The sequence below is a fragment of the Plantactinospora sp. A48 genome, from assembly GCF_055793945.1.
Genome location: NZ_JBTIXF010000020.1, coordinates 85,812 through 98,723, shown reverse-complemented (window position 1 = coordinate 98,723; position 12,912 = coordinate 85,812). Strand labels below are relative to the sequence as shown.

Here is a 12,912-nt window from a genome sequence, read left to right as displayed (position 1 = left end):
GAAGCCGACGGATCTCCGCCCAGTCCTCCACGCTCAACACCCTCCCGATCATGGAAGGGGGGTCCAGGTTCAACCGCCACCTGGGGGTCAGTTTTCACGCGCCGCCGACAGGCGCGGATGAACGCGCCACCGTCACTCGGTCCGTGCCCGAATATCGTGCACCGTTGATCGTCGGCGATTTTCCGGGACTGGTGGAGCGGTCGAATGCGGTTCAACGCATTTGACGGTGTAGGGCTGTGTTTCATCCCTACGGAATGCTCGTCCGCGGTGGGTCGGACACGTCAAGGAGCGCGAGCATGGCGGGAAGCAGGCCGCTGTTCAGTGGATCTGGGTTGCTGCTGTCGATCGCACCCTCCAATGCGAGAGTGGTGTATCCATGCACGAGAGACCAGACTGCGTAGCTCGGCAGCAGCGCGGGGTCGGTGTCGCGGGCCGGCTCGGCGTCTTCGCCACGCAGGCCGCGATCGAGGGCACGGAGGGCGCGGTGCTTCTGCTCAGCCAGTTCGGGTGCGGTGAAGTCGAACTGCGTCATTCGCCACATCAGGTCGAACAAGGCACGGTTCTCGCCCGCGAAGGCGACGTACTCCGCAGCGATGCGCTTGACGCGCTCTCGCGCGTCGAGCCCAGCAAGATCGAGTGATTCGAGCCGATCGCAGAGCTGCCGGTACGCGCGGGTCGCGAGCGCACCGAGGAGCCCGCGCGCGTCACCGAAGTGATGTTTAGGGGCAGACTGCGACACCCCCGCCCGTCGCGCGGCTTCGCGCATGCTGAACCCGGCGACACTCTTCTCGGTGAGCACGACGAGCGCGCTGTCGAGCAGCGCGGCGCGCAGGTTGCCGTGATGGTACTGATTCCCGGCGATTGGTTCCTTGCCCATCCCATCATCTTGACAGTGAGTAGGTGGTCCGTAAACTGCTCACTGTCAAGATGATGGGACGGGAGCGGATATGACGGACATGGTGCTGGTCACGGGTATCTCGGGGTTCATCGGTGGTCACATCGCAGCCGAACTGCTGCGACGCGGATACGCGGTACGTGGCTCAGTGCGGTCGCGCGCTCGTATCGGCGAGGTGCATGCGGCGATGGCGGCAGCGGGCGTCGACACGGCAAAGCTCGAGATCTGGCGGCTCGACCTGCTGTCCGATCAGGGGTGGGCGGAAGCGGCCGACGGATGTCGATACGTACTGCATGTGGCCTCTCCGTTCGTGTTGGCGAAGCCGAAAGACCCGGATGAGTTGATCCGCCCTGCAGTCGAGGGTGCAACCCGGGCGGTCGGGGCGGCGCTGGATGCGGGCGTGGAACGCGTGGTCATGACCTCGGCGTTGGCGACGATGCAGTTCGCCCGCGCGCCCAAGGGGCACACCTACACCGACGCTGACTGGACCGACCCGGATGACCCACGACTGAACGCGTACACCGTCTCGAAGGTCAAGGCCGAGCGGGCCGCGCGAGAACTTGCGCAGCAGCGTGGGGTGCCGGACCGGCTTGCACTCATCAACCCGGGCGCGGTGATCGGGCCGCTGCTGACGAACGATCCTGGAACCTCCGTCACCGCGATCCAGCAGATCATGGCGGGGGCACTGCCGATGATCCCCGACCTTCGGCTTCCATGGGTTGATGTGCGGGACATTGCCGACGCCCACATCGCCGCGATGACCGCCGAGAGTGCCACCGGTCGCCGCACGATCATCGCCACCGACCCGATGTCGCTCATCGAGGTCGCCAGAGTGATCCGTGAACGCCTTCCCGAAGTAAGCCAGAAGATGCCTGCACGGGCGATGCCGACCTGGGTCACCTGGCTCGCCAGCGTGTTCGAACCCCAACTGCGCGACAACCGATGGCTGATCGGCCAGAAGCAGCGCTTCGACCGTACCGCCGCCGAGACCCTCCTCGGACACCCGTTGCGCTCGATCCCCGACGCGATCGAGCGGACCGGACGCAGTCTGGCCGAACACCAGCTCATCTGAACTCGGGACGGGACTGTGCACCTGCTCCCGTTCCCACTACCGCACCGTTGCGGGAAACCCCGGGCGAGACGATTGGTTCTCCGCGCATCTCAACTCGCACGGTCCGTGACGTGGACCGGGAGTTGGGCGTCAACCACGAGACGTTGCGCGATTGGGTCGACCGGCTGCGGCAGGAAGGCGACGGCGGCCGGCCCAATGGCCTGGCCGCTGACGACACCCCGGCTGTAGCTCGAACGCGTTGGCGGCCCAGGGTCTGTGTCGATCAGGTGCTGATGGTCGGTCTGGCCAGTATGTGGTTCAGCGCCTTGTCGAGGGGAGTGGGGGAGCTCGAGTGCCATGCGACGATGGCGTCCGGTCGCAGCAGCAGGGCTCCGTCTTCCGGTAGCGCCGCCGCGGTGAGCCAGCCGCGATCGGATATCCGGATGTGCCGCAGCGCGAGTCGGTGGGCCTCGATGCTCCATCGGTGGTCGTCGGGTCCGCTGAGCAGGGTCAGCCCGGGACCGGCCAGGTCCACCGTGGAGGTGCCGGTGTCGAGCCAGGCATGCGGCACCCGGGTGCCCGGCCGGCCGGCGGGCTCGTAGTGGTCGATCGGCGCCGGATCCCGGCCGTCGGGTACGAAAGCGCCCTGCGGGTACTGGGTGCCGAACAGGGTGGTCACCTGATCACCGGGCAGGCCCCGGCCCTGCATCAGGGCCGTCACCATGTCCGCCAGGTTGCCCACCACCGTGCTGGAACGCTCGGCGGTCGCGTAGCCGACGGGGTGGCGCTCGCTGTGATAGGTGTCGAGCAGGGCCGGTCCGGCGCGGCCGTCGAGGACGGCGGCGAGCTTCCAGGCGAGGTTGGTCGCGTCGCCGATGGCGGTGTTGGCGCCGGCGGCGGCCGTGGGTGGCATGACGTGTGCGGCGTCGCCGACGAGGAAGACCCGGCCGGCGCGGAACCGGTCGGCCACGCGCATCGCGGATTCCCAGTGCGATCTGCTCAGCAGCTCGACCTCGACGCCGGGCACGCCGATCAGCCGGCGGAGCAGCTCGCACCATCGATCGTCGGTGACGGTGCGCGCCTCGGCGAAGTCGGACAGCGAATAGAGCCAGCGGTCGGTGCCGTTGATCGCGGCGAACGCTCCCGGCGCCACCGGATCGGTGATTTGGCAGAACAGGAAGGGCTTCTGCCGGGCGAGGTCGGTGAGGTCGGCGCGGAAGTGCAGATCGAGGTTGTCGGCGAGGCGACCGTAGCCGCTGCGGTCGATCCCGGTGGCGGCGCGGATCGGGCTGTGGGCCCCGTCCGCGGCGATCAGGTAGTCCGCCGTCACTTCGTAGGGCTCGCCGTCGGCGGGGCGCAGCCGAGCGGTCACCGTCTCCCGGTCTTGGCGGAACGACAGCAGTTCGGTGCTGAACCACAGCGACACGCCGCGTTGCTCGGCTGCTCGCCGCAGCAGCGGCTCCAACACGTTCTGCGGCACGAGGACGTTGGGTCCTGGGCCGGACTCCACGAAGGTCTCGAACCGGGCGATCTTCGCGGCCATGGCCGGCGGAAGTTTCTGCCGCTGCGCGTCCGCCAGGCTCGTGCCGATCAGCGTGCCCTCGAAGCCGACCAGCGCCGCCGCGGCCCGGGCCACCTCGTCGCCGAGCCCGAGCAGCCGGAAGATCTCGGTGCTGCGCGGATTGAACCGGCGCGCCTTCGGATGGATGGGAGTGCCCGGGTGCTTCTCGACCAGCATCGGTTGCACACCCTCGCGGTGCAGCAGCAGCGCGGCGGTCAGCCCGGCGAGCCCGCCACCGCAGATGAGCACGGGAACTCTGGTCGTCATGGCAACTCCTCAACTCGAATGTACAACGTACATTTAATGTACGTTGTACATTGCCCGATAGGCTGAGGGCAAGAGCAAGGAGGTGACCATGGCGGAAACGGGCGTGACCCCGCCGATCTGGACGTTCCCCGCACCACCCGCACGCACCTGGGGACTTGGCCGGGCGGAAATCGTGCAGGCCGCCGTCCGGCTGGCCGACGCGGACGGGACCGATGCACCTGCGATGCGCGCGATCGCCAAGGATCTCGGCGCCTCCACACCCATGTCGCTCTACCGCTACGTGCACAGCAAGGACGGCCTGGTCGACCTGATGCTCGACGCGGCGAACGCGGAGGTGGCAACACCGCAGCAGCCCGGTGCCGACTGGCGGGCGGAGCTCACCGCGGTGACCGGCAACCAGTGGGCGATGACGAAACGGCACCCCTGGTTCGCTCGGCTCGTGCACCGGCGGCCCCCGGTCGGCCCGAACGCGCTTCGCATCCAGGAATTCCTCCTGGCCACCTTCCATGGTCTCGGCCTCGACCTGCCGTCCGCCCTGCGCTATGCCCGCCTGCTCGACGGCTACGTGATGGGCCAGGCCCTGCAATGGGCCGAGGAACGCCGGATGCGGCACGACAATGCCCTGGTCACCATCGACGACGTGCGAAACCAGGTACGTTCCTGGGCCCCCGTCGACGGCGACGGTCACCCGCTCAGCCTTCGCGCCCGCGACGACTTCCTCGCAGGCTCCACCGCACCCCTCGACGAGGACAAACAGTTCGACCTGGGACTCGCTTGCCTTCTCGACGGTATCGCCGGCCGTCTTCCCCGCTGACGGGCTCACCCTCTCGCGGCTGCTGGCCTGCGTCGGTGCTCGACGGAACGCCGCCGATCCTGAGCGGGACTGCGAATGGCTCCTCTGATAGCCGTGGACCCGACCCGAGACGGCCCCACATACCGGACAGACCGCAGTGTCCTGCGGCGTCCGGGCCCGCACCGTTTGACAGACCCCCGTTCAGCCGGCTGCCATCGCCGGGCTCGGCACGGTTGGCCGTACCTCGCTGAGCGCGTTGGCGGCCCGTACACCGACACGGGATCCGAGGTCACCGCCTGCCGACTGAGTCCGCCGTGGGCTATGTCGGCGGGACCGGTATGAGGCGGAACGAGCTGGCGACCTTTCGCCGGTAGGTGTCCCGCGTGGCAGGGTCCCATGGGATACACAATTCGGGTAGGCATTTCCGGGGATAATTACGAATACGTCGGGCACCCAACTCGGCGGTTTCGGCGGACTCCAATGATCTGTTATCTGAGTGAATCACCAGTAAGCCGCCACATCCAAAGTCGATATATAGTAATTCAGTCTATTTATGCTCCCCTTTGCGACCATTTTGATCGGTTCCTCGTGTTGGATCAATAGTAATTGTTAAATCGATTGTCGGCAATCAGCAAGTGCAGTGACTTGAGGAGAAGGTGTTACCACACTCTGGGGGACGGGTGGCCGTGGAGCCGCCCTGAACCTCACCGGAGGTCATGAATGACGAATTCACAGCACGGGCAACGGCGGGTGCTGCTACGTGGAGCTCTCGCGGTGGCCGGGGCGGTCCTGGTGGCCGTCTCCTCACTGACCGGCACCGCGTTCGCGGGTGGGACGGCCAAGCCCGTCGTACCGGGATCCGGTCCGGCCGGCCCCGTTCCCGCCGGGTTCGCCACCTGGTCGGACCTCATCTCCACCCAGGAGAAGCTCGACCAGGCCGCCGTGCGGATCACGGCGGCCAAGGATGCCGGTTTCGCCGGCGTCGTTGCCGCGCCGGAGAACCGCGAGCTGCGGGTGTACTGGAAGGGCGAGCCGGGAGCCAAGGTCCGGACGCTGATCAGTGAATTGAACCGTAGTGTGCCGGTCAGGCTGCTGCCGGCCCGCTTCTCCGAAGCGGACCTGGCCGCGGTCGCCCGGAGGGTGGCCACGGTCCGCGATGTCGTCTCGGTCGTGCCGCAGGTCACCGGCGATGGCGTGCGGGTGATCGCCCGGAACGGCGCGGTCGACAGGGTCAGGGCCAATTCGGTGGTACGGGACTCCGCGGTGTTGTCTGTCGTCGTTGGCGACGCCCCGACGGCGACCTACGACCGGCAGGCCGACACCCCGAACTACTACGGCGGCGGCCGCTTCTGGTCACCGATCGGCGGATGCAGCACCGGCTTCGCCATCAACACCGCGGGAACCGTCCGGATGCTCACCGCCGGGCACTGCGGAGATAACGGACAGAGCGTCACCACCGGCGCCGGTGTCACCATGGGCACGATCTCGAACAAGATCACCTGCACCGACATCGAGATCATCAACACCGGGTCCTGGGGCCGGGTCTTCACCGGCGGCCCGACCTCCGGCACCAGCGTCTCGATCGGTGGAACGGCCGGCAGCTTCGTCGGCAACTACGTCGTAACCAGCGGCTCCACCAGCGGTGAACACAGCAACATCCAGATCACCGCGGTCAACCTGTACCTCTCCATCAACGGCATCCCGTGCGCCTCGGTGGGCCCGCTGGTGCAGGCCCGCCAGCTCAACGGCACCTGCGCCGTCGCTCCGGGTGACAGCGGCGGTCCCGTGATCGCCTACCGCTCCGACGGCAAGGCGAACGCCCTCGGCACCATGACCGCCGGCTCAAACCCTGTCGCGAACAACCTGTGTCCCGGCACGCTCTACACCCCCGGCTACAACTACGTGTACTACATGCCGATCGGCACCTCCCTCGGCGCCTACGGAGCCAGCATCGTCACCAGCTGACACTCCCGGCACGTGTGACTGGCTGCCCCGACCCGCAGGGTCGGGGCAGCCAGCCCGCCCAAAACAACCACCCAACGAGGGAACCCCATTTGCCTGGTATGCGTCCTATCGGGCATGAGATACCCAGCGCATCCCGATCCGAACAGGCGGTACGCGCCGCCGGAGGGAGATCGACCGTGAGGACACGAGCCCTGCTGACGGCATTGGCCGTGCCGGCCGTCCTGGCGCTGGCCGCGTGCGATCAGCCCGCCTCCGGCCACCAACCCACCCCGACCACCACCACCTCCTGGGCGAACCAGGCGAAGCTCACCGACTGGGCCACAACCGTCGAGCGCGAGGGCCAGCAGCACCATCCCAAGGTGTACGCGGGCGTCGAGATCGACCCCGCCGCGCACACGGTGATCGTGCGCCGCATCCCCTCGGGGGCGTTCGACGAAGCCGTACACCGGCTGCTGCCACCGGACGCGACCGTTCGATTCATCGACGCCGCATACTCCGAACGGCAACTCAGCGGCTGGGCGGCCGCGGTGACCGCCGACACCGACTACTGGCGGAAGCACCACGTCGAGTTGCTCCTCGTCGGCACCAGACCCGGCGAGTGCGTCCGGATCGGCGTTGACGACCCCGCCCGCGACACCGCCTCCATCACCAACCGGTACGCCGACTGGCCGATCTGCGTGGAGCACGCCGACAGGGCGGTGCCCCTGACCCAGGGCCAGGGAAAAGCCACCTGATCACGGGACGGAGGAGCGTACCGGTAGCCAAAAATGCGGCCCTGACCACCAGCGGCGCACTTTCGCGACGCGAATCTGTCAACGCCGCCATTGGTGTTGTATCGCGCAGGATGACGCTGTCGGTGCCGGTCAGGGTCGCGATTCCGCGGATGGGCGCCGACTGCCGGGTTGGGCGTCCTTCCTCTTCGGCGCCGGTACCGACGTCGAAGAGGAAGGACAGTCGTACCTACCGCCGGTGCGGTGCGCCGTGCTGCGCGAGGCGCAGGTCGTTCTGCAGGTCGGTGTAGACGGGCTTGGGGTTGAGATGCACGTCGTAGAGGAGGGCGTAGCCCTCGCCGGGGAACACATCCGGGATCCATGATTCCGCGTCGGTGAAGCCCCACGCGGTGAACGAGATGCACTCGGGTACGGCCAGGCACGCCATCAGCATGTTGGAGAACTCGTAGGGCTGGGCGAATTCCGCGAGGTGGTCGGTGGGCACCTGGTCGGTCGCGTTGTTCACGAAGGTGCGCACGTCCGCCTCGGTGATGGCCACCTTGACTCCGGTGCTCGCGTACCGGCGGAGGTCGTCGGCCATCTGTGCCGGGTACCCGTACTGGGTGTCCACGTGTCCCTGGCTGCCTATCCCATCGATCGGTACCCCCTGGGCCCGTACCTTCTTGACCCAGGCGTACACCGCGTCGGCCTTGGCGTTCGTGCCGTCCTCGCCGCCGATGTTGTAGTCGTTGTAGAACAGCAGCGCGCGCGGGTCGGCCTCGTGTGCCCAGCGGAACGCGTCGACCAGGATGCCCTCGCCGACGTGCGACACCCAGAAGTCGTCTCCGTTGATGCCGTCCGCCAGCGGGTGCGGATCCCACGAGTTGGCGAAGAACTCGTTGGCCACGTCCCACTGCCAGATCTTGCCCTTGAAGTGGGTCACCTCGTCGGTGATGTGCTTGTGCAGCAGCGCGCGCAACTGGTCGTTGGTGATGCTGCCGTCGGCAACCCCGGTGGTGAGCCAGTCCGGCAACTGGTTGTGCCACATCAGGGTGTGCCCACGAACCAGCTGGTCGTGTGCCTGTGCGAAGGCGACCACCCGGTCCCCGCCGGACCAGTCGTACGTCCCGCGGGTCGGCTCGACCAGCTGCCACTTCATCTCGTTGCCCGGGGTCAGCACGGAGAACTGCTCGCCGACGACCTTGGCGTAGGCGGGATTGTCGAAGTCGGATGGAATGACGGCGGTCCCCATGCGCAGCCCGGTCGGCGCGGCCAGCGCCCGCAGCGAGTCGGCCGGCGGCCTGGAATGACCGGTCCCGGAGGGTGGCGCGGCTCCGGCCGCGGTACCTCCGGCGAGCACCACGGCCACCACCGCGACACCCAGGCGCAGCCTGCGTCCCATACCGATCCTCCTCGACGTCGAAACTTTCGAAGACTTTTTCGAAGCGTTTCGCGGAGAATATCGATGCACTACGATGCAGTCAACCGATGGTCGGTGGAACCGCGAGTCGGCCGGTCGGTGACTGCCGGGCGGGACTGCCCGTGACCCTGATCAACGGCTGCACTTCGCTGCTGGCGTGGGAAAAACGTCCCCTCCTAATCCACCGGGCACGCGTGGATCACGCGCGTGGATCAGCCAGTGGATGAGCATCAGGGCGACCGGCAACAGGCACCGGCACTTCTCCCTTCAGCACCTTCTCGGCCAACTCGGTGCGCTCAGAGTGGAGGGTCTCGCGGAGTGGATGACCGGGAACATTGATACATCGCTGCCCTGGACGGGCGTTACAGACCGAACAGACAAGAAAGAGCCCGCCCGATGACACCAGTTCGGTCCCCTGCGCCACGGCTGCCCTGCCGATCTTGACGATCGTCTCGTACAGCGCGTAATCCTGGTGCCGCGTAGCGGCAGCGGCTACCTCCCGCATTCCCTCCCAGAACCGTTCCGCGGCATTCGGCTCGCCCAAATCGATGTGCACAGCTACGCATCCCCGGCTTTCGGGCTGACGAAACCCTACCGCTGCCATGGACCCCGCCAACCTGCCCGCCGCCGATCAATTGTCGGCATCGCTCCGCACCCAGCTCCGGACCTGAAATCAGTGCTGGACAATTTTGTAAGAGATGAGTCCCGCGCTTGACCGCATTGACCCGCATCGGCCGGGCCTGACGTTGCGGAGTACCGCACCGGGGCGCCGGGGTACCGGGGAGTCGACGGCGTGCGGGTGGGTACTCCGCGGTGCCGTACGGAGCACTTGCCGTGCCCGGCGGCCAGCGGAAGGAGGACGCCCATGGACCGGGCCCCTTCGGACAGGGCCGCCCTGGACCGGGCCCCTCGGACGGCACTGTCCCCGACCGTGTCGCTGGTCCTGCTCGCCTCGATCCTCGTGTCGTTCCTGGCCGCCTCCGCGGCGCCGACTCCGCTCTACGGGATCTACCAGGCCCGCTGGCACTTCACACCGATCACGACCACGGTGGTGTTCGCGGTGTACGCGCTCGCGGTGCTGGCGTCGCTGCTCACCGTCGGAAAACTCTCGGACCACCTCGGGCGCCGGCCGGTGCTGCTCGTGGCGATCGCGGTGCAGGTCGTGGCGCTGGTCGTCTTCGTGACGGCGGCCGGCGTACCGGCGTTGGTGGCGGCGCGCGTCGTGCAGGGGCTGGCGGCCGGCGCGGCCACCGGCACGGTCGGGGCCGCCATGCTCGACATCAACCGCTCCCGGGGGACCCTGGCCAACTCGCTCGCCCCGGGTATCGGCACCGGTACCGGCGCGCTGCTGTCCGCGCTGCTCATCCGCTACCTGCCCGCGCCCACCCGGCTGGTCTACCTCGTGATCCTGGCGATTCTGCTGCTCCAGGCGGTGGGGGTGGTACTGATGCCGGAGACGGTCACCCGGATGCCGGGTGCCCTCGGTAGCCTGCGGCCGGATGTCAAACTGCCCCGCCGGGTACGGAGGCCGGTGCTCGTCGCCGGTCCGGTGCTCTTCGCCGTCTGGGCGCTGGCCGGCTTCTTCGGTGCGCTCGGGCCGGCCCTTGTCCGCGCCCTGATGAACCGGTCGATCGTGGTGGCGGGCCTGCTCCTGTTCGTCTTCGCCCTGGTCGGTACGGCGGCGGTCCTCGTCCTGCGCAACGCTCCCGCTCGTACCGTGATGCTCACCGGCATCGGCGCCCTGGTGGCGGGGATGCTGGTCACGCTCGCCGCGGTGGCCGTCGGATCGACAGCCGGCTTCTTCGTCGGTCTCGCGCTGGCGGGCATCGGCTTCGGCGGCGGCTTCCAGGGTGGTCTCAAGACCGTCCTACCGCTGGTCGAGGCGCACGAACGCGCCGGTGTGCTCTCCGTGATCTATATCGTGTGCTATGTCGGCTTCGGCCTGCCGGTCGTGGTCGCCGGGGTGTTGACGGTGCATGGCACCGGCCTGATCCGCACCGCCGAGGCGTACGCGGTGGCCGTCCTGCTCCTGGCCCTGGCCGCCCTGCCGGGGGCGCGCCGGGCGGTTCGCCCGTGGCCGGCTGGCGGTGGGTGAGCAGAACGTCAGCCGCATGTGCGAACCTCCGAAGAGTCTGTCCGAACTACGATGAGTTCCCGCGTGGTCCCGGGTCTTCAGGTACAGCCAACTTCCACGCGCGAACTTGGAGGAACCTTGAAGCTTCTGCTCACCTCGGGTGGGGTCACGAACCCAAGCATCCGCTCGGCGCTCGAACAGCTTCTCGGCAAGCCGGTCGCCGAGTGCAACGCCCTGTGCGTCCCGACCGCACAGTGGGGCCACCCGATGTGCGGTCCGGCATCCGTGCGGGGACTCATCGCCGCCGCCGAGCCCGTGTGGCGGCACTTCTCCGGCCTGGGCTGGGCGTCGCTCGGCGTCCTCGAACTCACCGCGCTGCCGACCATCGGCGCGGAGCGGTGGGTCCCCTGGGTCCGGGAGGCCGACGTGCTCCTGGTCGACGGCGGCGACGCGACGTACCTGTGCCACTGGATGCGGGAGTCCGGGCTGGCCGATCTGCTGCCTACGCTGCCCGACACGGTCTGGGTGGGGGTGAGCGCCGGGAGCATGGTGATGACGCCCAGGATCGGGGAGTACTTCGTCGAGTGGTCCGGCGCGCCGGACGACCGCACCCTGGGAGTCGTCGACTTCTCGATCTTCCCGCACCTGGACGCCTTCCCCACCAACACCCTGGCCGACGCCCAGCGGTGGGCGGCCGACATCGGCGGCCCGGCCTACGCCATCGACGAACAGACGGCCATCAAGGTCGTCGACGGTTCCGTCGAGGTGATCTCCGAAGGGAAATGGACGAGGTTCGGGTGACGCCGCGGCGGGTCGCGCCGTCCGGTTGACGCGGCGGCGTGCCGCCCGGGGCGAGAAGAACCGGAGACAGTTCCCCGATCCGCCCGTCAGCGGTCCGGGTTCCTGCCCATCCGGTGGAGCAGCAGGGCCTGCGTGTCCTCGCCGACAGTCAGGGTGGGCGGTGCGAAGAACCGGTGCGTCGTCGCCGGATCCGAGGGGGTTTCGGCCAGGCCGGCGTAGATCTGGGCGAAGTTCTCGGTGATCCAGGAGACGAGGGCGCTGTCGAGCGTCTCGTCGAGCTGCGTCTCTAGTGCGTCGGAGACGGCGAAACCAGCCGCGCACGCCCGTACGGACCGAGCGAAGGCACCCAGCGGATCCGGTCCCAGCGCGTCGACATCCCTCATCCGGAGGAAGTCCGCCGCACCGGCGCCGCGAAGCAGAGCCAGGTAGTTCAGGTTTCCCCTGGTCATGTGATTGACCAGATCGTAGACGGTCCACTTTGGGCAGGGTGTCGGCCATCCCCACCGCTCCGGTCGTACCAGTCGTAGTATCCGCTCGAAGCCGGCGCTGGCCCGGAGGAACCTGTCGACGATCCCCTCGAAGTGCGTACCCACCCACCAACGATGGCAAATCGACCGGTGTCGCGCTGGCGACTATCGGACGTGGCGGTCGCGCAGCGCCCGGGAGAGCACCCGGCCCGCGGCCTGGACCAGCGGGGCCAGTGCCACCGGGTCCGCCCGGTCGTGGGCGACCACCAGCGAGATCGCCGCCACCACACCCTCCGCGGCGTGGATCGGTGCGGCCACCGAGAGGGCGTCCATGGTGACCTGGCGGTCGCTGACCGCGTACCCGAACCGGCGTACGTCGGCGAGGTGGCGACGCAGCCGTTTCGGGTCGGTGATGGTCAGCTCGGTGTACCGCTCCAGCGGCGCGGTCAGCACCCGCTCCTGGATCTCGACGGGCGCGTGGGCCAGCAGGACCAGCCCGACGCCGGTGGCGTGCAGCGCGAACCGGCCGCCCACCCGGGTGAGCACCGGCACCGCGTGCCGCCCGGCGATCCGTTCGATGAAGACGAGTTCGAGGTCCTGCCGGACGGCGAGCTGGACGTTCTCGTGGGTCACCTCGTACAGGTCCTCCATGACCGGGAGGGCCGCCTCCCGCAGGCCCAGACCTCTCGGGGCGAGTGAGCCCACCTCCCACAGCCGCAGGCCGATCCGGTACCGCCGGTCGTCGCCGCGCTCCAACGCCCCCCACTCGACCAGCTCGGCGGCCCGCCGATGCACTGTGGACAGCGGCAGGTCGGCGCGACGGGCCAACTCGCTGAGGGTCAGCGCCGGACTGGCCGGGCTGAACGCGTCGAGCAGCGCCAGTACCCGGCTCGTCACCGACCGTCCCG

General features: G+C 68.3%; 13 protein-coding genes. 7 read left to right on the top strand and 6 right to left on the bottom strand.

All coding sequences use genetic code 11. The features are described 5' to 3' along the window. A partial coding sequence (locus ACXN5W_RS13565) for a hypothetical protein (protein WP_473158603.1) occupies nucleotides 1–224 on the top strand: 224 nt, incomplete at its 5' end. A 23-nt stretch (nucleotides 225–247) separates the two neighbouring features. Here the strand turns inward: ACXN5W_RS13565 and ACXN5W_RS13560 are convergent. Next, nucleotides 248–877: a TetR/AcrR family transcriptional regulator gene (locus ACXN5W_RS13560; protein ID WP_473158602.1), complete on the bottom strand. Its 630-nt coding sequence runs from the start codon at nucleotides 875–877 to the stop codon at nucleotides 248–250. Nucleotides 878–947: 70 nt separating this feature from the next. Here ACXN5W_RS13560 and ACXN5W_RS13555 point away from each other — a divergent pair, with 70 nt between their 5' ends. After that, a complete protein-coding gene (locus ACXN5W_RS13555; RefSeq protein WP_473158601.1) occupies nucleotides 948–1,967 on the top strand; it encodes an NAD-dependent epimerase/dehydratase family protein in 1,020 nt (339 codons plus the stop codon). A gap of 262 nt (nucleotides 1,968–2,229) precedes the next feature. Here ACXN5W_RS13555 and ACXN5W_RS13550 read toward each other — a convergent pair whose 3' ends face one another. Then, nucleotides 2,230–3,774, bottom strand: coding sequence for an FAD-dependent monooxygenase (locus ACXN5W_RS13550; protein WP_473158600.1), 1,545 nt, complete (start codon nucleotides 3,772–3,774; stop codon nucleotides 2,230–2,232). Nucleotides 3,775–3,862: 88 nt separating this feature from the next. On the opposite strand from ACXN5W_RS13550, the gene ACXN5W_RS13545 reads away from it, so the two are divergent. From ACXN5W_RS13545 to ACXN5W_RS13535, 3 genes are all read left to right on the top strand, one after another. After that, nucleotides 3,863–4,588 (top strand): TetR/AcrR family transcriptional regulator, encoded by a 726-nt coding sequence (locus ACXN5W_RS13545; RefSeq protein WP_473158599.1) that lies wholly within the window; start codon nucleotides 3,863–3,865, stop codon nucleotides 4,586–4,588. A gap of 699 nt (nucleotides 4,589–5,287) precedes the next feature. Next, the gene (locus ACXN5W_RS13540; RefSeq protein ID WP_473158598.1) at nucleotides 5,288–6,532 is read left to right on the top strand and encodes a chymotrypsin family serine protease; all 1,245 of its coding nucleotides are present in this window, start codon (nucleotides 5,288–5,290) and stop codon (nucleotides 6,530–6,532) included. A gap of 176 nt (nucleotides 6,533–6,708) precedes the next feature. Next, nucleotides 6,709–7,266, top strand: a complete 558-nt coding sequence (locus ACXN5W_RS13535; RefSeq protein ID WP_473158597.1) for a hypothetical protein — start codon at nucleotides 6,709–6,711, stop codon at nucleotides 7,264–7,266. A gap of 226 nt (nucleotides 7,267–7,492) precedes the next feature. Here ACXN5W_RS13535 and ACXN5W_RS13530 read toward each other — a convergent pair whose 3' ends face one another. Beyond that, complete coding sequence (locus tag ACXN5W_RS13530) at nucleotides 7,493–8,644, bottom strand: endo-1,4-beta-xylanase (RefSeq protein ID WP_473158596.1); 1,152 nt, start codon at nucleotides 8,642–8,644, stop codon at nucleotides 7,493–7,495. 217 nt (nucleotides 8,645–8,861) lie between these two features. After that, nucleotides 8,862–9,218 carry a zinc finger domain-containing protein gene (locus ACXN5W_RS13525; RefSeq protein ID WP_473158595.1) on the bottom strand — a complete coding sequence of 119 codons (357 nt, stop codon included), beginning with the start codon at nucleotides 9,216–9,218 and terminating at the stop codon, nucleotides 8,862–8,864. Between the two features lie 309 nt (nucleotides 9,219–9,527). Here ACXN5W_RS13525 and ACXN5W_RS13520 point away from each other — a divergent pair, with 309 nt between their 5' ends. Continuing rightward, nucleotides 9,528–10,757, top strand: coding sequence for an MFS transporter (locus ACXN5W_RS13520; protein WP_473158594.1), 1,230 nt, complete (start codon nucleotides 9,528–9,530; stop codon nucleotides 10,755–10,757). A 117-nt stretch (nucleotides 10,758–10,874) separates the two neighbouring features. After that, complete coding sequence (locus tag ACXN5W_RS13515) at nucleotides 10,875–11,537, top strand: Type 1 glutamine amidotransferase-like domain-containing protein (RefSeq protein ID WP_473158593.1); 663 nt, start codon at nucleotides 10,875–10,877, stop codon at nucleotides 11,535–11,537. 86 nt (nucleotides 11,538–11,623) lie between these two features. Here ACXN5W_RS13515 and ACXN5W_RS13510 read toward each other — a convergent pair whose 3' ends face one another. Both ACXN5W_RS13510 and ACXN5W_RS13505 read right to left on the bottom strand, forming a co-directional pair. After that, nucleotides 11,624–12,130: a maleylpyruvate isomerase N-terminal domain-containing protein gene (locus ACXN5W_RS13510; protein ID WP_473158592.1), complete on the bottom strand. Its 507-nt coding sequence runs from the start codon at nucleotides 12,128–12,130 to the stop codon at nucleotides 11,624–11,626. 39 nt (nucleotides 12,131–12,169) lie between these two features. Further along, nucleotides 12,170–12,901, bottom strand: coding sequence for an IclR family transcriptional regulator (locus ACXN5W_RS13505; protein ID WP_473158591.1), 732 nt, complete (start codon nucleotides 12,899–12,901; stop codon nucleotides 12,170–12,172). Nucleotides 12,902–12,912 lie beyond the last annotated feature (11 nt).

Bases quoted from the DNA above. Each gene is read 5' to 3' on its own strand.
- ACXN5W_RS13555 (WP_473158601.1), top strand. From the start codon at position 948: ATGACGGACATGGTGCTGGTCACGGGTATCTCGGGGTTCATCGGTGGT.
- ACXN5W_RS13530 (WP_473158596.1), bottom strand. From the start codon at position 8,644: ATGGGACGCAGGCTGCGCCTGGGTGTCGCGGTGGTGGCCGTGGTGCTC.
- ACXN5W_RS13520 (WP_473158594.1), top strand. From the start codon at position 9,528: ATGGACCGGGCCCCTTCGGACAGGGCCGCCCTGGACCGGGCCCCTCGG.
- ACXN5W_RS13545 (WP_473158599.1), top strand. From the start codon at position 3,863: ATGGCGGAAACGGGCGTGACCCCGCCGATCTGGACGTTCCCCGCACCA.
- ACXN5W_RS13560 (WP_473158602.1), bottom strand. From the start codon at position 877: ATGGGCAAGGAACCAATCGCCGGGAATCAGTACCATCACGGCAACCTG.
- ACXN5W_RS13540 (WP_473158598.1), top strand. From the start codon at position 5,288: ATGACGAATTCACAGCACGGGCAACGGCGGGTGCTGCTACGTGGAGCT.
- ACXN5W_RS13550 (WP_473158600.1), bottom strand. From the start codon at position 3,774: ATGACGACCAGAGTTCCCGTGCTCATCTGCGGTGGCGGGCTCGCCGGG.